This window comes from Pseudomonas fortuita (genome assembly GCF_026898135.2).
Lineage (GTDB): Bacteria > Pseudomonadota > Gammaproteobacteria > Pseudomonadales > Pseudomonadaceae > Aquipseudomonas > Aquipseudomonas fortuita.
This window is the reverse complement of record NZ_CP114035.2, coordinates 3893828-3913127: the sequence shown is the minus strand read 5'-3', so window position 1 is coordinate 3913127 and position 19300 is coordinate 3893828. Positions and strand designations below refer to the sequence as shown.

The 19300-nt window shown below is 61.1% G+C and carries 14 protein-coding genes; 4 read left to right on the top strand and 10 right to left on the bottom strand.

The annotated features are described in order from the left end of the window. Positions 1–11 precede the first annotated feature (11 nt). Positions 12–1403 (top strand): L-histidine transporter HutT, encoded by a 1392-nt coding sequence (hutT, locus tag OZ911_RS17805; protein WP_023049309.1) that lies wholly within the window; start codon positions 12–14, stop codon positions 1401–1403. A 202-nt stretch (positions 1404–1605) separates the two neighbouring features. Here the strand turns inward: hutT and OZ911_RS17800 are convergent, their stop codons facing one another. Then, the gene (locus OZ911_RS17800; RefSeq protein ID WP_023049310.1) at positions 1606–2070 is read right to left on the bottom strand and encodes a DUF6708 domain-containing protein; all 465 of its coding nucleotides are present in this window, start codon (positions 2068–2070) and stop codon (positions 1606–1608) included. A gap of 347 nt (positions 2071–2417) precedes the next feature. Next, positions 2418–5630: a T6SS effector BTH_I2691 family protein gene (locus OZ911_RS17795; protein WP_070086772.1), complete on the bottom strand. Its 3213-nt coding sequence runs from the start codon at positions 5628–5630 to the stop codon at positions 2418–2420. A gap of 335 nt (positions 5631–5965) precedes the next feature. Here OZ911_RS17795 and OZ911_RS17790 point away from each other — a divergent pair, with 335 nt between their 5' ends. The 3 genes from OZ911_RS17790 to OZ911_RS17780 all read left to right on the top strand — a co-directional run bounded on the left by OZ911_RS17790 (position 5966) and on the right by OZ911_RS17780 (position 7895). Next, the gene (locus OZ911_RS17790) at positions 5966–7039 is read left to right on the top strand and encodes an aldo/keto reductase (protein ID WP_023048180.1); all 1074 of its coding nucleotides are present in this window, start codon (positions 5966–5968) and stop codon (positions 7037–7039) included. A gap of 117 nt (positions 7040–7156) precedes the next feature. Beyond that, positions 7157–7381 (top strand): hypothetical protein, encoded by a 225-nt coding sequence (locus OZ911_RS17785; protein WP_016487712.1) that lies wholly within the window; start codon positions 7157–7159, stop codon positions 7379–7381. Positions 7382–7532: 151 nt separating this feature from the next. Then, positions 7533–7895, top strand: coding sequence for a hypothetical protein (locus OZ911_RS17780; RefSeq protein ID WP_023048181.1), 363 nt, complete (start codon positions 7533–7535; stop codon positions 7893–7895). 220 nt (positions 7896–8115) lie between these two features. Here OZ911_RS17780 and OZ911_RS17775 read toward each other — a convergent pair whose 3' ends face one another. From OZ911_RS17775 to OZ911_RS17740, 8 genes are all read right to left on the bottom strand, one after another. Beyond that, positions 8116–8880 (bottom strand): hypothetical protein, encoded by a 765-nt coding sequence (locus OZ911_RS17775; RefSeq protein ID WP_016487710.1) that lies wholly within the window; start codon positions 8878–8880, stop codon positions 8116–8118. Between the two features lie 64 nt (positions 8881–8944). Next, a complete protein-coding gene (locus OZ911_RS17770; protein WP_023048182.1) occupies positions 8945–10222 on the bottom strand; it encodes a bifunctional O-acetylhomoserine aminocarboxypropyltransferase/cysteine synthase in 1278 nt (425 codons plus the stop codon). A gap of 435 nt (positions 10223–10657) precedes the next feature. Next, the gene (locus OZ911_RS17765) at positions 10658–11428 is read right to left on the bottom strand and encodes an SDR family NAD(P)-dependent oxidoreductase (protein ID WP_024717913.1); all 771 of its coding nucleotides are present in this window, start codon (positions 11426–11428) and stop codon (positions 10658–10660) included. Between the two features lie 119 nt (positions 11429–11547). After that, positions 11548–13992, bottom strand: coding sequence for a TonB-dependent receptor plug domain-containing protein (locus tag OZ911_RS17760; RefSeq protein ID WP_375341489.1), 2445 nt, complete (start codon positions 13990–13992; stop codon positions 11548–11550). 96 nt (positions 13993–14088) lie between these two features. Further along, complete coding sequence (locus tag OZ911_RS17755) at positions 14089–14586, bottom strand: RidA family protein (protein ID WP_016487706.1); 498 nt, start codon at positions 14584–14586, stop codon at positions 14089–14091. Between the two features lie 16 nt (positions 14587–14602). Further along, positions 14603–16183 (bottom strand): flavin monoamine oxidase family protein, encoded by a 1581-nt coding sequence (locus tag OZ911_RS17750; RefSeq protein ID WP_016487705.1) that lies wholly within the window; start codon positions 16181–16183, stop codon positions 14603–14605. 46 nt (positions 16184–16229) lie between these two features. Continuing rightward, a complete protein-coding gene (locus tag OZ911_RS17745; RefSeq protein WP_023049343.1) occupies positions 16230–18389 on the bottom strand; it encodes a TonB-dependent receptor in 2160 nt (719 codons plus the stop codon). 260 nt (positions 18390–18649) lie between these two features. Then, positions 18650–19120, bottom strand: a complete 471-nt coding sequence (locus tag OZ911_RS17740; protein ID WP_023049344.1) for a MarR family winged helix-turn-helix transcriptional regulator — start codon at positions 19118–19120, stop codon at positions 18650–18652. Positions 19121–19300: the final 180 nt, after the last annotated feature.

The following is a 19300-nucleotide window of genomic DNA, read 5'->3' as shown; positions in this document are numbered from 1 at the left end:
AGAAGGTATCTATGAGCGCTCAATCTTCACAACAGCTGAAGCGGGGTCTCTCTACCCGGCATATTCGCTTCATGGCATTAGGTTCTGCTATCGGTACGGGGCTGTTCTATGGCTCGGCATCGGCAATAAAACTGGCAGGGCCATCAGTGTTGCTCGCCTATTTGATAGGGGGTGCAGCCATTTACATGATGATGCGCGCCCTTGGCGAAATGGCAGTTCATAACCCGGTGTCAGGCTCGTTCGGCCACTATGCCAGCCAATACCTGGGCCGCTATTTTGGCTTTCTGACTGGTTGGAGCTACGCGTTCTCCATGTTGGTGGTGTGCCTGGCAGACGTGACGGCGTTTGGCGTCTACATGGGGCTGTGGTTCCCCGAGGCACCCGCCTGGATCTGGGTGCTTGGAATAGTGCTCTTCATCGGGGCGCTGAACCTGTGTAGCGTGAAAGTGTTCGGCGAGATGGAGTTCTGGCTGTCGTTGCTCAAGGTGACCGCTATCGTTGCCATGATTGTGGCAGGCGGGGCCGTGCTGCTGTTGGGCATCCAGCTGAACGACGGGGCAGGCACCGTTGCCGGCATCTCGAACCTGTGGAGCCACGGCGGGTTCTTCCCTAATGGCATCGGTGGGATGATTGCTTCGTTCACCGTTGTGATGTTCGCTTTTGGCGGGGTGGAAATGATCGGCATCACTGCAGGCGAGGCAAAGGACCCGAAGCGCGTGCTGCCGAAGGCGATCAACTCGGTGCCTCTGCGTATTCTGCTGTTCTATATCCTGACCCTGTTCGTGCTCATGGCCATTTACCCCTGGACCGGCATTGGCAGCCACGGTAGCCCATTCGTTCAGATATTCAGTGGCCTTGGCATAAGCTCAGCGGCAACTGTGTTGAACATCGTTGTAATTTCCGCTGCGGTATCAGCCATCAATAGCGACATCTTCAGCGCCGGGCGAATGATGTACGGCATGGCTCAAAACGGCCAAGCCCCTGCCGGCTTCGCATCATTGTCGCGTTTCGGTGTGCCGTGGATGACGGTTGCGGTGATGGGCGTCGCTCTGCTGTTGGGCGTGGTATTGAATTACCTGGTACCAGAAGGCTTGTTTCTGGTGCTTGCCGCGGTTGTCACTTTCTCTATTGTCTGGGTCTGGTTGATGATCCTGCTGTCGCAAGTGGCCATGCGGCGGGGCATGAGCAAGGAGGAGGTTGCGGCACTGGATTATCGGGTGCCGCTGTGGCCGGTAGGGCCAGCGTGCGCGATTGCGTTCATGGTGTTCATCTTTGGCGTGCTCGGTTGGTTCCCGGCCAGCCGCACAGCCCTGTATGTCGGGGTTGGCTGGTTGGTCCTTCTGTCTTTGGGCTACTGGCTGTGGGGCGTGCGTACACCGCGACCAGTGTCAGCGAGTGCTTGAAGCATTGAAGCATTGAAGCGTTCGCGTCCGCATGGCGAGGTGTTGTCTGGGCAGCTGCTCTTGCAGAAATATCCACGTCATGTGCTGTACCTGTGGGAGCGGGTTCACCCGCGAACACCGGCAAATCCGGTGCCATCCAGCGCGCTGTCTCGTCCTGCAGGCATGATCTTGGCCGAATCGCCAGCACCGAGAGCGGTGGCTTTCAGGAGACCTCATCCGTTGCTGGCGCAGTGCGAGACTCAAGGTCGATTTCCGTTGGCCACTGGACTTTCGGGGCCAAGCAATGCATGTGGCTCAGGCCATCGTCATCGTTCCAGTCGCGGGGTGGGTGCACGAACTTGGGCAGGGCTTCAGGGCCTTGTTGCATGAAGAGCCGGGCGATGGCCCAGTACGCCTCGCCCTCATTCAGGGTATGAGTGAAGAAGACACGATCTATGACTTCGTCAGTCTCAGGATTACGGACTGACAGCATGACGTTTTCGATCAGGCCACCATGGCCAGGGGCGTAGATTCGGTAGACCTCGGCGGTGACGTCGTCCCAGTTGTAGGCGACGGGTTGGACACCCCAGCGCTTGCGGCTGAAGATGAAGACGCGGTCGAAGCGGTATTCGTAGATGTAGATTTTTCGACGCAGGCGATTGAAGCGAATGGGTTCATCTCTGGGCAAGACAAGATCCTCCTTTATGTAAGGGATAAGGGCCCAAAGAGCTGCTGGTGGACCGAGCACTATCAATACATTAGTTAACCAGTCGCGCGTCCAGCCGTAGACAAATAAATCCCAGTATAATAAAAGTATTATTCCGGCGCAAAAGCACAAGCCAGGAATGCCGACGAGCGCTGAAAACCCTCGCAAACTTACTGTTTTTCTCGGCAGTTCTAGATATACGTCATTAAAATAGTTGGGTGAGGGGTTTACAGTCTCTGCCCAATAGTGGCTGTCTGGTGCCTCTCCCGTTGGAGGCAGGTCATGGCTCCAACCTATCGCGCGCTCCCATAACACCTTGGGCTTAAATGTCATTCATTCATTCCTCGAGAACAAACTTCAATATAGGCGTCCGGCAAATTGCGGTCAGGCCAATACATAACCAGCAGGGTGGCGGCGCTTAAGCTGTGGCTCCCAATCGTAGGTGCTAGCGGCACAACTCCTGAAATCTCAAGCTGAAAAACACCGCCATCTTCACCGGGATAAGGTCTTTGATATTCATCAGTGGAAAAATCACTCACATAGTCTGGATGTCGCGGGGGTGTAAACTTAGAAAAAGAGGATGACGGGGAAAGTGGCCTTATTGGGTGCGAAAAGTAATCACCCGAAGCAATACTTTCTCCGCCAACATAATCTGGAAACGCTCCATCACCGACACGATGTGCTATCAATTTCCAGCGATATGCGGATTTCGCTTTATTGAACTTGGGTAATGCAACGAGAAACTTGAGCTGTTGCACCGTGTTCAAGCTGACCAACCCTCCTATTCTTGGGAGTGTAGGATCCGTAGCCATACTTGACTCAAAATTTAGCCTTGCCTGCACACCCAACGTCGCAGCATTGAGCTCAGCGAATGCTATGTCTGAAAATTCCGGAGCATTCCAGTGTATGGAAGGTGTTTCATTAGCAAGCCCAAAATAGCAACGACGCGCCCAGCGTTCGAGAGCAGTTGATTCGTTGTTTTCTGCTCGCTTGCTAAACTCGTAGGCGACTAGCGTTAATGTGACTGCTAGCCCCAACGGTCCAAATACTAAAGGCCTGAAAACTGCAAACGCAAACGCCACTGTGCCCAAGCCGTACGCTGAAACTGCAATTCTATATTGCCGTGCAGCTGTACTGTCGCCAGTGGCCAAAGTGCGTTGTCTTGCCAGAATCGCTTGTGCCGTGTCAAAGACCCCTGCGACTGTGCTCAGTACAGCACCGATTTTTATTATTGCCTGTCCAGTGACAGCAGCTCCCTTAGCCCATGGCCTATGTATGTTGCCGGCGCCGGACCGCGTTATGAGTCCGATCAACTCAATCTGCCCGCCCAATATCCCCAATAGCGAACCCTGCAACGCCAGTTTGGCCTCATGCGCCTTGGACCCAATCTCCACTTCCGCTTTTTCCTGATTTCTGGCGAGGCTGTCGGATTGCAAGTACAGCCCTCCAATCGCCAGCAGTACTTCCCAGCTTCCCGCCACACCCCGCAAGCCGCGAAACGCGGTTCGCACCAACTGCGCCGCCTGCTGCGAAGTAATACGCATGCCCTGCAACACCTTTCGCGCATTCGACTCGAGCGTCCCCGCCGCGACCGAGACCTCCACCAAGGTACGCTGCGCCAAGCTGCTTGCCTGAGTTACCTTCATGTTGGCTTCCTCAAACAACCGACCATGCACGTCCGCCGCGGTACCCTCGACCCACACCGAGACACGAATCATGGTGTTGGTAAACCGCGGGTCCAGCACGGCCAGGCTCATCAACCCGTGCTGGATGATCGGCCGCACCTTGTTCCAGGCCTTGGTCGAATGAATGTCGATGTCAGCGATGTTGCGATGCATCCGGTCCCTGGCCTCGGCAATCGAGGCATTGGCCTTGTGCTGCAATTCGCGTAAATGGGCACTCTGCAGGGCGTAGTACTCGCCCAGCTTCATCTTCACTTCCAGCTCGATGAGGTGCACGCCGTTGTACAGGAACTGGGTTGCACTGTTCAGGTGCCGCACGGCGGTCTGAATGCCAGGTGGCAAATTGGGCGACAAGCGTTGGCTGGCGGCGTTGAGCGCGCCTTGGGTTTCGGCAATGGCCTGCTTGAGGGTGTTGCGCATGCGCAAGCCGGCGTCGTCGCTCGCAATGATCTTGCTCAGCATGCCGTAGAGCTTGTCGCTGTCATTCCAGTTGGTGACGTCGGAAAAGCTGGGAAGCAGCCCGGCCAACAACGCACGGTCACGCATCAACAACGCGCGATAGGGAGGGCTATCAGGATCCTGTAGCCATTTCTGCCAGAGCGTTTCGCTGGTGCCGGCAGCGGGACTCACATCGGACGCCACCGCCTCGGTAATACCGCCACCTAGGCATAAGGCCATGGTCTTGGCATACGCCACGCCAGACTCACGATGATCACCGTCGTAATCGTACTGCTCGGCCACCTTGAACATGGGCGTGTCGAACAGCGCGGCGTAAGCACGGGCGTCCTTGTCGATGAAGCGCTGGAACTCGGCTTCCTGCTGGTCATACCCGGCCTGGAACGCCGCCCGTTGCGGTTCGTGGTAGCGCTGTTCGAGTTTATCGTCGCTGTCCTTCATCGCTTGCTCGACCATGCGCAGCCGCTCTACCGTCGGATCAACCGGTACAAACGGCCCTCTACCCGCCATCGGCTCCAGCGAAGGCACCTTCTGCGCCGCCCACTCTCGCTGCGTGGCACGAATGACTTGCAGGATCTGCGAGGTCTGCAGCTGGTAGGCACGCATGGGGTCCTCACGCCAGACCTGGCGCTTCACCACCCAGGTCAACCGCTGATGGTTGAATTCCTGAATCAGGCCAACGGTATCGTCGAGCACCACTGCCAGCACGCCGTTCTCCAGCGTGTGCCGGTTCATCGCGTTGACCAGGTATCCCTTCAAGGCAAACCTGCGCAGCTTGCGAGTGTGAAAGCCATGCGCACTGTCAAACGGCGAGCACCCATGCTGGGCGTACTCGAACACATCCTTGTCGACCTGCAGGTTATCCGGCGTCATTGCAATGCCCAGTAATTCTGGGTTGTTACGCGCCTGGGTCAGGTCAATCCCCTCGAAGCGATGTACAGGTGCCTGGCCCTTCTTGTAGGCATTCAGCACGCTGACCGGCCAGGCATCGCTGGAGAAGGCCAGCCAGGCTGTGCCATACCGGTCGGTATCAATATTCAGGAAAGCAGAAGGGATATCGTGGTTTTCATTCACGCACTTTTCGGGCAGCGATGCGGGCAGGCCCTCTGACGGTTCGTAGGGGTTGAAGCGGCGCAGATGGCCCTGTTCGCTGACTTCGTAGGCATGCCAGACCTGCTGGTCGAGCAGTACATACAGGTAACCCATGCGCAAAGTACGCAGGCCCATCTTCCCCGAGATATGTTGGCTACCTGCCACAGTCGTGATGCACTCCTGTCGGGTATCCGGTACCAGGGCGCGGCGCAGCGGCAGGATCGGCAGGCCCTGGCGTTCGCAAGACATGCACTGGTCATGCGGCAGCCCGGCTTCGGCTGCCGCAATGGCGATACGTTGGCTGATTGTCAAAAACGACCTCGCATTGAAAGGACCGTGATGGTCCCTGAACACTAACGAGGAATCGCTTGCCGGAGGTTTATGGGCGTCTTAAAACCGTGTAGGAAACGTCTCTAAATCAACCATTGGACATTTTTTCCACTGACGGGCTCTCGAGTCAGGCGCAGGCGTGTAGGGGGGCGCGCCCGCAAACACCGCAAAGCCGGTGCCTGCACGGCGTCACCTGCTTCGCGGGACAAGCCCGCTCCCACAACTCAGGTGCATGCAGCTTCGCCGGCTGATCAGATTGAACGTTTCAGCTCCCAGCACCGTCGGTACTTCCATGTCTTGCGCAAAAGAGGTTGTCCATGAAGTATCGTGCACTCGGTAACACCGGCCTGTTGGTCTCAGAATTGGTGGTTGGCACTGTCCCCTTCGGCGGGCGTGGCGCGTTCGAAAAAACGGGTAGCGTGGATGTCGACCAGGCGCGGCGTATGTTCGACATGGCCTTCGATGCCGGGGTTAACCTGGTGGATACCGCCGACCTGTACTCCCACGGCCTGGCAGAAGAAATCGTTGGCACTGCGCTGGGGCAGCGACGCCATTCCATCATCCTCGCCACCAAGGCCCGCAGCCCGATGGGCGACAACCCCAACGACAGCGGGGCGTCGCGTTATCACCTGATTCGCGCCTGCGAGGCCAGCCTCAAGCGGCTTGGTACCGACCATATCGACCTGTACCAGATCCACAACTGGGACGGTGTCACGCCGGTCGAGGAAACCTTGGCGGCCTTGGACCACCTGGTGCAAAGCGGCAAGATCCGTTACTTCGGCACCTCCAACTACACCGCCTGGCAAATGATGAAAACCCTCGGCTGCGCCCGCCTCAACGGCTGGCAGCAGCCGGTGTCCCAGCAGATCTATTACACCCCTGAGGCCCGCGAGGCAGAGTACGAGTTGCTGCCGATGGCCATCGACCAGGGTTTCGCGACGCTGGTGTGGGGGCCGCTGGGGGAGGGTTTGCTGACCGGCAAGGTGCGGCGCGGGCAGCCGACCCCAGAGGGTACCCGCCAGGGTAATGATTGGCCGGAGCCTTACGTGCACGACCGCGAGCGGGCCTACGACATCATCGAGGCACTGATTGAAATCGCCCAGCGCCACGCGTGCTCACCGGCACGGGTGTGCTTGGCCTGGCTCAAAGACCGGCCTGGGATAACCAGCGTCATCACCGCAGGGCGTACCTTCGAGCAGTTGCACGACAACCTGCAGGCGGTGGAGCTGGTGCTCACGGCAGACGACCTGGAGCAGCTCGAGCAAGTAACGCGCATTGCACCGCAGTATCCGTACTGGCACCGCATTGCGGCAGGCATGGACCGCATCGATCCGGCGGAGGCGCCGTTCATCGAACTGCACCGCAAGACGATGAAGCTGCAGCAGCCATGATCGGCGTATGACGCGGCGGTGCGCTGAAGCGCCTGCTGCGTCATCATCGAGGCATTATGAATTAATTCCTGCCCGGTTGGTCAGGTAATGAGCCCCTTATCTGCTTTTGAGGTTCTCATGCACGCGTACACAGTTCGCTATCTGATCAACGGCCAATCGGCCACTCATACCTTCGAACTTAAGCAGCCCAAGCTCGCCCTGCACGAAGCGGCGCTTCACCTGATGGTGCTGCACTTTGGTGATGGGGAGAACAGCTTGGTCATGCCGCCCGCCGACGCCACCCCTCAGCAGGTTCTCGCGCAGGCCCAGGTACTGGGTTTATCGCAAATCCACCTGGCTTGACGGATACCGGTGCAACACGCCTGCAACCTGGCCAGCAAAAGCCGCGAGCCCGGCCTTTTGCACCACCGGTCGAACACAAGGCACTCTCGCCAGCCGATTGCTCTCTGAACAACAGGCGCACCCTTGCTGCGCTGCAACCAGGAGAACGCCCATGGCAATCGACCACAATGGCCCCGACTCGCCGTACCCGGGACCAACCGAAAATACCACCGACGCAGGCGCGGGCCATGGCTCGGGCCTTGAACAGGCTGAGTCCGAGCCTAAGCAAGGCGTCGGTGAGGCTTGGTCCGAGAATCGCCCCGTAGACTGGGACCCACCTCCCGGCAATCCCGGTTCAGACCAGGACGGGCAGCTTGACCGGGACAACGGCACCGCAAGAACCAACGATGAGCAGGCTGGTGCAGGTGACGCAGAGGTGCCATTACCCGCAGATGATGACGGCCCGATTGAAGAGGAAATGAAAGACGTGGAGGCCAATAACTCGGTGTCTGCCGAGCATCCTCAACCGCGTTGAGGGCGTTTGCATTTCAGGGCCGATGCCAAATCAGTGCGGCGTCCTGGGTCTGCCAGCCTGGCTTCATCGGCCGCTTTTCCATCAGGTATGGCACCGGCTGCGCCGGTGTTCGCGAGGCAAGCCCGTTCCCACAGACAGGGTGCACAGCCCAGGATTTACGCGGTCCCTGTAGGGGCGGCCTTGTGCCGCGATGGGCTGCGCAGCAGCCCCAAATGGCGCATCAACGCCGCCGCAACACAGTGGCGAGCCCAACGGTCAGCAGCACAGCGCAAGCCATGGCCAGCCCGATGGTAACGCCAACGCCCCACGTTTCGAGCAGCCCCGCCAATACAAGATAAAATGCGATCACCCCAACCGCCCCGATCGCATTGCCCCGCACCATTGCTACCATCCCGGGGCGCCCCCCTTGCACATGGGCGAACACCACCAGCGGCCAGGCAATCACCGGTATCGGCGCGAGCATCCCGCTGGTCGCCGGGCCCAGCCAGCTGGCCAGGCTGGTGGTGATCATCAGCAGGGATGTGGCAGACACCATGCGTAGCGGGATTTCCCAGTACCGGTGCCTGGGGCGGGCCAAGGTATCTGGTTCTGGTTCACGGCCGCTGGCGCGTATCAGCACGCCGATCAGCACCAGTGCCACGGCAATCGACAGGTAAAGGTTGCCCCAGTGGGTAAACGCATAGGCGGCCATACCATAGAAAAGCAACGCCAGCAGGGCTGCCAAGGCAACGCCGAGCCTGCGCGTGGCCAACAGATAGAAGGTGTAGGTGGCCTGCACTGCCGCCAGGCCGCCCAGTGCACCGGTTATTGCACCCAAGGCGAAGGCATTGCCCTGTTCCAGGCACAGGAAAGTCATCACCAGTGCCGAGGTGATCGGCAGGCCGGACAGCAAGCCACCCAGCAAACCGCCCCAGCGCCGCGAGGCGAGGGAGATGGCCCACATCAGCAGGGGCGTGACGATAAGTTTCAGGTAGAGCAGGGTCATTGCGGGTGTATCCAGGCTAAATGAAGGTGCGCCCGCCGTCGGCATTGGGTGGGGCGCGGATGCATCACCCGCGGCTGGCCTCCAGGGCCTGGGCCAGGTCGGCGATGATGTCGTCGCTGTGCTCTATGCCAATCGACAGGCGCACCATGTCGCGCGGCACGCCGGCTTTTTCCAGCTCCTCGTCGTTGAGCTGGCGGTGAGTGGTGGAGGCGGGGTGGCAAGCCAGTGACTTGGCGTCGCCGATGTTCACCAGGCGCACTACCAACTGCAGCGCATCGATGAAGCGCGCCCCGGCAACCTGGCCGCCCTTGATGCCAAACGACAGGATCGACGCTGGCTTGCCGCCCGTGTAGCGCTGTGCCAGTTCATGCTCGGGATGGTCGGGCAGCCCGGCGTACTTCACCCAGGCCACCTGTTCGTGGGCTTGCAGGTAATGGGCAACTTTCAGCGCGTTTTCAGTGTGGCGCTCCATGCGCAGGGCCAGAGTTTCCAGGCCTTGCAGGATCAGGAAGGCGTTGAACGGTGACAGCGCGGCGCCCGTGTTGCGCAGCGGCACCACACGGCATCGGCCAATGAAGGCGGCGGGGCCGAAAGCTTCGGTGTAGGTAACACCGTGGTAGGACGGGTCGGGGGTGTTGAGCAGGGCGAAACGCTCCTTGTTGTCGGCCCAGGGGAACGTGCCGGCGTCGATGACGATACCGCCGATGCTGGTACCGTGGCCGCCGATGTACTTGGTCAGCGAGTGCACGACGATGTCCGCGCCATGCTCGAACGGTCGGCACAGCACCGGGGTGGCCACGGTGTTGTCGACGATCAGTGGTACACCGTGGCGGTGGGCGGCCTCGGCCAGTGCGGCGATGTCGACGATATTGCCGGCGGGGTTGCCGATAGACTCGCAGAACACCGCCTTGGTGCGCGCGTCGATCAACGCTTCGAGGGCGGCGACGTCGTCATGAGCGGCGAAGCGGGTCTGGATGCCCATGCGCGGCAGGGTGTGGGCCAGCAGGTTATAGGTGCCGCCGTACAGCTTGGCCACGGAGACAATGTTGTCGCCGGCTTCGGCGACGGTCTGGATGGCGTAGGTGATGGCCGCCATGCCCGAGGCCACCGCCAGCGCGCCCACCCCGCCTTCGAGGGCGGCCATGCGCTGCTCGAGCACATCGTTGGTAGGGTTCATGATGCGCGAGTAGATGTTGCCTGCCACTTTCAGGTCGAACAGGTCCGCGCCGTGCTGGGTGTCGTCGAAGGCGAAGGAGGTGGTCTGGTAGATCGGTACGGCCACGGCCTTGGTGGTCGGGTCGGGGCTGAAGCCCGCGTGGAGGGCGAGTGTTTCCAGCTTCATGCAATCGTTCCTTGAGCGTGGGGTGGAAGCGTTCGAGCATGCGGCGGTGGAAGGGCGTGGGTCAAGGACGCTTTAGAGCGTCAGTCACTCCACCCGACTGTAAAGATATGCAAAGTTTCCCTGTGCCATCACCCTGCAGTTCTAGAATCCGCTCGCTGCCAGACTGCTACTGGCAGGCAGCAGATCTAACCCTGTGGAGCGTTCCAATGAAGTCGAAACATCTTTTCCGTGCAGCCCTGGTTGCAGTCCTGGTATCCAGCCTGTCGGGTTGCTGGATGTTCATGCCGCCAGGTGGTGGCGGGGGGCACGGTGGTGGTCATGGTGGCGGTGGGGGTGGCTTCGGCGGTCATCAGGGGGGTGGCCCTCGCTGAGCTGATCTCGCGATGGAACGCATTGCCTCGGCCGGGCTGCAACCGCTACCCGGCGCGAGCGCACTCACCACGCTATCCGCTCGCCATCCCACCCCCAAAAACTGCCACTCTCCGATGGCCCAAGCCGCCCCACCTGCTCCATCACGCACTGTGCCGCAAACGCCGGTTCAAACAGCTTCCCCTCCGGCACATTCCCTTGAAACGGCCGCGACAGCCCGGTATCGGTAGTGCCCGGATGCAGCGCCAGCACCGTGGCGTTCGGGTTCAGGCGTTTCAGTTCGATGCTTGCCGTGTGCAGCAGCTGGTTCAGCGCCGCTTTGCTTGCGCGATAGCTGTACCAGCCGCCCAGTCGGTTGTCACCGATCGAGCCTACCCTGGCCGACAGCGCCGCAAAGGTGGCGGGCTGGTTGCGCAGCAGCGGCAACAGATGCTTGAGCAGCAGGATCGGTGCGAATGCGTTGGTGGCGAAGCTGGCCTGCAGGCTGGAGAGGTCCAGTTGGGCCAGCGATTTCTCGGCTTTGCTGCCCTCCTGGTGGAGGATACCGAGTGTGCTGATAACCAGGTGAAGGTGTGGGCAGGCATGGCCCACCTCGGATGCAAGCGCAGCCAGCGCCAGCTCGTCGCGAGCATCGCAATTGAGCAGTACCAAGCGTTCGCCATGTGCCTGGGCAAGTGCAAGCAGTCCCTCAGCGGTGCGGGCGTGCCGCGACACAGCGCAGACGCGGCTTACATCATCGCGGGCCAGCATCGCCTTACACAATGCCAGGCCGATACCTCGGCTTGCACCGCATATCAGCACGCGAGCATTGTCAGATAATCCGGGGATCAGGCTCATAGGGTGCGCCTCGTCTTTCGAATGAATCTAGCCCACCGGCATGGTCTTTTGTTTTAAATATGCGTTCTAGTTTGGGTTTTCGGGGCTGCGCAGCAGCCCCAGTCTGCCAACGGTGCATATCAGAAGTTGTAAGTCAGCCGGGTGAAGTAGTAACCCCCGGTAAAGCCATAAGGCGAATAGGCCCCATACCCCTTGGTCATGGTCTTGCTGCTGGGGTTCTGCCGCTCGGGGTAAACATCAAACAGGTTCTGTGCTCCCACCGCCAGGTTGAGGTCTTTGCTCAGCTGGTACCCCACGTCGATATCGGTGATCCAGCGCGCCTTGTATTCACGGTCGAGGCTGCGGTCAGTCGCCGAGTTCACTTCACGCCATGAACCATAGCGGGTCAGGGTCAGGTTGCTGGTCCAGCGGTCGCGCTGCCAATTGGCGCCCAGAATCAACTTGGTGTGCGGCTGCACCTCGGTCAGGAAGTTGCGCGCCTGGCGGTCCATCAGGCTGTAGTCCGTGCCCTGGATATTGACGTTCTCCTTGTAGCTCAGGATCTGCGTCTGGTTCCAGTTGAAGGCGGCGGTCCATTTCAGTTGCCCCCAGTTGCCCAGGTTCTGGTCGAAATTGCCCACCAGGTCCAGGCCCTTGGTGCGGGTATTGGCGCCGTTGGTGAAATAGCGCCCGCCAGAGGTGGAATCGATACCGTTGTCCAGCAGCGTCTGGGTCACTTCGTCGCCCAGCAGGGTACCGGTGAGGGTGATGCGGTCGCGCACGTTGATCACGTAAGCATCTGCGGTGAACGACAGCTGCGGTGCAGGCTGGTAGGTCAGGCCCAGGCTGTAGTTGGTCGAGCGCTCGGGCTTGAGTGCGGTGGCGCCCAATGCCTTGGCTGCCGCCGAGTCCACAGGCAGTACGCCGTAGTTGATCGATTGGTACACGCCATTGACCACACCGTAGGTGGTCGAGCGGGCGCTGAACAGGCTGTTGGCCAGCGACGGTGCGCGAAAGCCGTTGCTGACCGTGGCGCGCACGGCCAGCGCGGAGGTGAAGTCATAGCGGGTGGTCAGTTTGCCGCTGCGGGTGGCGCCCACCCCGCGGTTGTAGTGTTCGTAGCGCAGCGCGCTGCCCAGGTACCACTGCGGCAGCGGGTTGAAGCCGACGTCGATGTAGCTGGCCACGCTGTTGCGGCTGGTGCTGGTGGCTTCTTCCGGTGAGATACCGTTGGTGACCTGTGCACCGGAGGCGGCGCAGTCCCCGGGCGCACGGCAGTAGCCGCCGTTGGCCCACGAGGCCCAGTCGCCATCGCGCACCTGGTAGGTGTCACGGCGGTGCTCCAGGCCCCAGGACAGGTCAAGCGGCTTGCCCAGGCCAATGTCGAAGCTGCGCTGCAGGTCCAGGTTGCTGGTCAGCTGTGTGGCGACCCAGGTGCCCGATTCGAAATGGTTGGGCGTGGCCTCGCCCAGCGAGGCGTTCTGGTTGTGCGTGGTGCCTTGCAGCGCCTCGTTGCGCCCGTAGGTGCTGGACAGGTCCCAGGCCCATTCCCCGACATTGCCCTTGGCGCCGAAGGCGCCCTGCACATCCTCTTCCTCGATGTACCAGGTGGGTGTGTAACCGCTGGGGTAACCGTTAGGCCCGGTGGTGATGGTGTTGGTGATGGTCGGCAGGCGGAAGTTCTGCCCCTGCTCGGCCTTGCGGTGTGAATAGGTGGTGAACGAATACAGGGCCAGGTCGTCGCTTAGCGGCAGCTCGGCGTTGTAGCCCAGGGTCAGCAGGTTGATCTTCGGTGTGCCGTAGCCGCCGTAGGTTGACTTGCCAGCCTTGTCGAAGGCTTCGGCATAGCTGTAGCCGTTAGCACTGGCCTTGTTGTCGTCGTTCTGGCTGCGCGCATCCAGGGCCAGCTGCACGATGCCGCTGTCGCCGATCTCGAAGCCCTTGTTCAAGCCTTGCTGCACGGTCTGCTTTTTGCCGTCGTAACCCTGGCCTGCGTTGGTCACCGAGGTGCCGGAAGCGTCGGCCTTGAGGATCACGTTGATCACCCCGGCGATGGCGTCGGAGCCGTACTGGGCAGCCGCGCCATCGCGCAGCACCTCGACGTGGTCGATGAGGCTGATGGGGATCAGGTCAAGGTCGGTGGGCGCAGCGCCCGCATGGATGCCGCTGATGTTCAGGGTGGCGCTGGTATGGCGGCGTTTGCCGTTCACCAGCACCAGCACCTGGGCCGCATTTAACCCGCGCAAGCTGGGCGCACGGGCCATGCCGCTGGCGTCCCAGCCGGTTTTCTCCGGCAGGGTGAAAGACGGCACGCTGGCACTGAGGGCTTCCATCAGGCCGGGTTTACCGGTTTGCTGCAGCTGCTTGGCGCTGATCACATCGATCGGCACCGGGCTTGTGGTGACCGTGCGTTTTTCCGAGCCGCGGTTACCTGTGACGATCACGGTGCCCAGCTGTGCCGGGTCGTTGGCCTGGGCAGTGGTTTCGGCAAATGCAGCAGGCGTGGCCAGGCCGGTGGTGCCAAGGGCCATGGTCAGCAGTGCGGGTTGCAGGCGCGGGCTGGGCAGTTTCAGGGCGTGAAGCATGTTCGCTCTCCATGAGCGCTGTTGAACAGCGGGTGCACAGGGGCCGCCCGCCGGGTGGTCCCGGCAGGCAAGCAATAGGGGTGGGTTAGCGGCGTTTCAGGGCGCTTTTGCAGCGACCGCTTCGATTTCGACCAGGGCGCCCGGCAGGGGCAGGGCCACCACTTGCAAGGCGGTGCGGGTTGGCTTTCTCGGTTGCTCGGCAGTGGCGAAAAACTCGGTGTAGGCGGCTTGCAGCCCGGCAAAATCCAGCTTGCCCTCAGTGGCCGGGTCGCCTACCAGAAACACCCTCAGCTGTACTACGTCACCCAGGCCCAGACCCTGGCTTTGCAGCGCAGCCTGGATCTTGTTCAGCACTGAGCGGGTCTGGGTTTCGGTGTTGCCATAGGCGGCAATGGTCTGTGGTGGTGCCTTGGGGTCGGCAACGTCGGGCAAGGTGCCGCTGACGAAGGTCAGCGAGGTGCCGGCGGGTACGGTGACCAGTTGCGAAATGGGGAACTTCGAGCCTGGCGGGTCGACACGCTTGATGGTGTCGGCCTGGGCGGTCAGTGCGGACAGTGACATGAAGGCTCCAAGCAGCAGGGCAGTTGTGTTCATCAAAGGGCTTCCTTGTTCAGGCGGCGACGCCGCGTTGCTGTTGCAGGGCGTGCCGGGCGATCTGCCCGACCACATGGCGGGCCGAGTCCGCAGCACTGTTCTGCCAGATACCCACCCCGCCATGGGCCAGTGCATCGCTGGCCAGCCAGGTGCGGCCTTGGGGCTGGTTGAGGTGCGAGTAACCGGGCTCGGCAAGCACGTCATGGACAATCCACGGGCTTTCGCTGAACGGTACCTTGGACCAGTTGACCGCCACCCCACGCTGCAACTTGCCGGCGTGGCCCGGGTGCAGCGACTCCACGGCCTGGCGCGACGCTGCCAGTTGCTGCTCTGTCGAGCGCGTGGCAAATGTGCGCGCCACTTCGCCGGTGTTGTAGGTGCCCACCAGGATGCCCTGGGCACTGTTCAGGTGATCGCTGGGGTACCACAGCAGCCGCGCTTCGTGGTTGATATAGGAGAGCCCGCCATAGATCTGGAACTCGCTTTCCCAAAACCGGGGTGCCTGCCAGGCCACCTTGTTGGCCAGGTCCGGCTTGGCCTGGGCGATGGCCGCCTGGGTGGTTTTGCCAAAGTTGTGGTCAACCCGGGCCAGCAGTGGCAGGGGGATGGTGACGATGGCGTAGTCGGCGGTTTCCACTTGGGACTTGCCGCTGCGCCGGTCACGCCAAGTAACCTGGCTACCGTTGTCTCCGGTGCGGATCGCCTGCACTTCGGCATGCAGTTGCACCTTGTCCTGCACCTTGGCGTACAGGGCCTTGGCAATCTGGTCCATGCCGCCGACCGGCTGGAACATGGTGGCGGAAAACTCCGGGATCTCGTCGAACACCAGCGGCAGCATCAGGTTAGGGTTGAGCAGTTGCTTGAGTGCCACTGGCTGGCGCTGGATCGGTGTCTGGTCGCCCGCCCCGGCGAAGCGGGTGTAGCCGGCGCGAACCGAGCCCTTGTAATGACGCTGCTCGTCGAGGTCACCGTATACCTTGAGAAAATCCAGCAAGGCCTTCTGATCGCCCGTGTCCAGCTCCTTGTCCAGCGCTTTGCCGCTGATGCTGCGCGACAGCAGTTCGCTGAGGTGTCCACGGGTGTCATTCACCGCCTGGCGCAGCAGTAACGGTGGCTGCGCAAGGTCCGGTTGGGCGAGGGCGTTGCGGCTGCTGTTGACCAGCACTTCCAGCGGCACGCCCAGCTCGCGGCAGTAGCCGAGGATGGTCAGGTGATGGCTGGGCAGGCGTGCGGGCCCTGCATTGAAATAGTGGCCGTTGTCGAACCGCACCTGCTGGCGGCTACCGTCATTGTGCAGGACCTCGTCACCGTTGCGCAGCGTCCAGGCGCGGCCGCCGATTCGCTCGCGGGCTTCCAGCACGCGCACGTCAAAACCGGCTTTGCCAAGTTCATAGGCTGCCACCAGGCCGCTGATGCCAGCCCCCACCACCAGCACGCGCTTGCCGTTGCCGGACGTGGTCGGCAGGCCCAGCGGCTGGAAGGTGCTGGCCGTGGCTGCTGCGGGCAACAGGCCCAGCGCGGACAGGCTGCCAAGCGCGGCGCCGTAGCTGCCAGCGGCCATCAGGTGGGCAATAAGGTCTCTACGGGTCAAGCCCATGGTGTGTTCTCCTTGCAAGTGGAAAGTGAGTCCGTTCAGCGCGGCGCTACAGCTCGTAGCGCACACTCAGCAGCACGGTGCGTGGGTCGTTGACCGAGTAGTAGGCGGTGCGGCTGGCGGCCGAGTAGGCGATGCTTTGCGGGTAGGCGCGGTCGAGCAGGTTCTTGACCGACAGGGTGGTGGTCCAGTGGCCGTCCGCGCTGGCATAGCTGGTGCTGGCATTCCAGAAGCCCTGGGCAGGTACTTCGTAGATGTCGGCGTTCAGCGGGTTGGCGTAGGAGCGGGTCTGGTACTGGTAGTCGGTGTTGGCCACCAGCTCACCCGGCAGGTTGACGGGCAGCGTCCAGTTCAGGCCAAGGCTGGCGTTCCATTGCGGTGCAAAGATCATTTCCTTGCCGTCGGCACTCACGCCTGGGCCACTGGCGTTCTGGAAGTCGTCGTACTGGCTTTTCAGGTAGCCCAGGTTGGCGGTCAGGCGCAGGTCGCGCGCCAGCAGCACGGTGTTTTCCAGTTCCACGCCGTAGGTGTGGGCACTGCCTACGTTGGTGCGCAGGTTGGCGCTGATGGCTGGGTCCCAGGCATTGGTCTGCAGGTCGTCGTAGTCGTTATAGAAGAAGGCGATGTTGCTGCGCAGGCGGCCATCGGCAAAGTCGCCCTTGAAGCCCACCTCATAGGTGGTGACGTTTTCCGGCTCAAAGCCCTGCTCGGCAGCGGCGCGGGTTGGCGCGCGGTTGTCGAAGCCGCCGGCCTTGAAGCCCCGGGCCACATAGCCGTACTGCACCAGGTTGTCGCTCCAGGCGTACTCCAGGCCGATCTTGGGGCTGAGTGATGCCCAGGAGTCGCTGGTTTCGGCAGCGAAGTTGGTGCCAGTAATTGCTCTGTCGGTGGTGATGGCGTAGTTGGTGTAATCGAAGTGCTTGTGCTCGTGGGTAAAGCGCAGGCCGGTGGTCAGCGACAGGCGTGGGGTGAGCTTGTAATTGCTCTGCCCGTACAGCGCGTAGCTTTCGGTATCGGTGGTGCTGTATTGGCCGCTGGCGTTGACCCGGTTCTGCGCCACCGAAAAGGTCAGGCTGTCGCGCTCGGCGCGGAAGCGCTCCTTGTACAGGTACACGCCGAGGGTGTAGCTGAACCTGTCGTATTCGCCGTTGAGCTGGAATTCCTGGGTGGCGTAGCGCTGCTTGTAGGTGATCAGGTTGTTCTGGATCGGTGACGCGGTGCCGCTGTTGGCCTGGCCGGAGTTGTCGTAGTCCACCGGCTGGTCGAATTCCGACCAGGCCGTGACCGACTTGAAATTCAGGTGGTCATCGATGCTGTAGATCGCGCGCAGCACCGCGCTGCCCTGATCCAGCTGGTTCTTGGGGTCGAGGCTGCTGTAGGTCTTGAATTTGTCGAAATGGCCGTTGGCCGGGTTGAAGGGCGTATAGCTGGTGGTATCGCCACGGTCGAAGGTGCCGGCCAGGGTCAGTTGCACGTCCCAGGGCGAATCCTGCGGGGCCAGGCGCAGCTTGCCGCGGTAGGACTGGATGTCGATGTTGTTGACATCCTTGTCACGGGTGCGGTTGTACACGGTGCCGTCGCGGGTCAGGCGGATCGCTGAAAAGCTGCCGAACAGGGTGTTGTCCACCAATGGCCCGCTGACCAGCAGGCGCCCGTTCTGTGCATTGAAGTTGCCGGCACCCAGCTCGACGAAGGCGCGGGCCTGCTGGGTCGGGTCGCGGGTGATTACCCGTATCGCGCCGGCTGCACTGTTGCGCCCGTACAGGGTGCCTTGTGGGCCGCGCAGCACCTCAACGCGCTCCACGTCGTTGAAGTCCAGCATCGAAGAAATCGCCCGCGGGATGTACAGGTCGTCGGCGTAGACCGCAACAGCCGCTTCCTGGATCGGGTCGGTCTCGCCAATGCCGCGTATGCCGTAGGTTTGTGCGCTGTAGGAAATGGATTGGCGGTTAAGCGTCAGGTTGGGCACCCAGCCAGACAGGTCGCGGATGTTGTTGATCTGCGCGTCCTGCAGGGTGCGCTCGTCGAAGGCGCTGATCGCCAGCGGGGTTTTCTGCAGGTTTTCTTCCCGGTGCTCCGCCGTGACGGTGACGGTTGGCAGCTTGTCGCCAGGCTTTTCGACAGGCTCGGCGAAGGCTGTGGGCGTGAACAGGGCGAACGCAACGGCGGCGGACAGGTGATGGCGAACAGGGTAGGGCAAGGGCTTCATGCTGCAGCTTCCAGATAACCAGCATCGAATGGGATTTCGGATACCTGGATACCGGAGCCGGGTGAGGTGACCTGAGGCTGAAGGAGGTATTAGGTTCCTTTGCCTCCGCCAGTCAGGGGTCGGTCTGGTGAGAACATATCTCTATGAAAAACGCTTTTGAAATACTTTTTCAACCTAAGCTAATATTCTCAAAAATGATTAAATCAAATTTGTAAAATCGAAAAAATGCATTTTTTGTGATGCCCAGGCGGGTGTTCTCCTTACGCCTGGTAGATCTTCGTCAGCAACCGCAACAACTGCCCGCGTTCCTCATCATCCAGCGCCGAGGTCGCCTCGCGGTCGCTGTCATGGGCAATTTGCTTCAGTTCCTTCAACAGCGCTTCACCCGCTTTGCTCAGAAAAATCCCGTAAGAGCGCTTGTCGGGCTTGCACCGCACGCGCACGGCCAGGGCTCGTTCCTCCAGCTTGTTCAGCAGGGGCACCACCTGCGGTGGCTCGATCGCCAGCGACCGCGCCAGGTCCGCCTGCATCAACCCAGGGTTCTGCTCGATCACCGCCAGCGCCGAGAACTGCGCCGGGCGCAGGTCGTGTGCCGAGAGCCGGCCAATAAGGTTCTGAAACAGCTTCAATTGGGCGCGGCGCAGGGCGTAACCGATCAAGTCTTCAAGCACTCCATCCGCAGCTGCAGCGGGCATGGAAGCGGTTTCGGTAGTGCGGGCAGACCTTGCCATGGGGGTACAGGCTCCTGGCTCATGGATAAGAAAGTTACCCAGTCTGCCTGCCTTGGCGTAATCCGGCTAGAGGAGTGTCTGGGAAATAACCGTCCAACAGGCAGTGCAGGAAAGATAATTTTCATAATAGTTAATTGACATAACTAATTAGCTCGCTTAGCTTGGTGTTCACCACCTCGA

Excerpts from the sequence above, each read along its gene's own strand:
- OZ911_RS17750 (WP_016487705.1), bottom strand. The coding sequence starts at position 16,183 with ATGGGCTTGACCCGTAGAGACCTTATTGCCCACCTGATGGCCGCTGGC.
- OZ911_RS17740 (WP_023049344.1), bottom strand. The coding sequence starts at position 19,120 with ATGGCAAGGTCTGCCCGCACTACCGAAACCGCTTCCATGCCCGCTGCA.
- OZ911_RS17760 (WP_375341489.1), bottom strand. The coding sequence starts at position 13,992 with ATGCTTCACGCCCTGAAACTGCCCAGCCCGCGCCTGCAACCCGCACTG.
- OZ911_RS17770 (WP_023048182.1), bottom strand. The coding sequence starts at position 10,222 with ATGAAGCTGGAAACACTCGCCCTCCACGCGGGCTTCAGCCCCGACCCG.
- OZ911_RS17790 (WP_023048180.1), top strand. The coding sequence starts at position 5,966 with ATGAAGTATCGTGCACTCGGTAACACCGGCCTGTTGGTCTCAGAATTG.
- OZ911_RS17780 (WP_023048181.1), top strand. The coding sequence starts at position 7,533 with ATGGCAATCGACCACAATGGCCCCGACTCGCCGTACCCGGGACCAACC.
- OZ911_RS17775 (WP_016487710.1), bottom strand. The coding sequence starts at position 8,880 with ATGACCCTGCTCTACCTGAAACTTATCGTCACGCCCCTGCTGATGTGG.
- OZ911_RS17755 (WP_016487706.1), bottom strand. The coding sequence starts at position 14,586 with ATGAACACAACTGCCCTGCTGCTTGGAGCCTTCATGTCACTGTCCGCA.
- OZ911_RS17785 (WP_016487712.1), top strand. The coding sequence starts at position 7,157 with ATGCACGCGTACACAGTTCGCTATCTGATCAACGGCCAATCGGCCACT.
- OZ911_RS17745 (WP_023049343.1), bottom strand. The coding sequence starts at position 18,389 with ATGAAGCCCTTGCCCTACCCTGTTCGCCATCACCTGTCCGCCGCCGTT.
- hutT (WP_023049309.1), top strand. The coding sequence starts at position 12 with ATGAGCGCTCAATCTTCACAACAGCTGAAGCGGGGTCTCTCTACCCGG.
- OZ911_RS17765 (WP_024717913.1), bottom strand. The coding sequence starts at position 11,428 with ATGAGCCTGATCCCCGGATTATCTGACAATGCTCGCGTGCTGATATGC.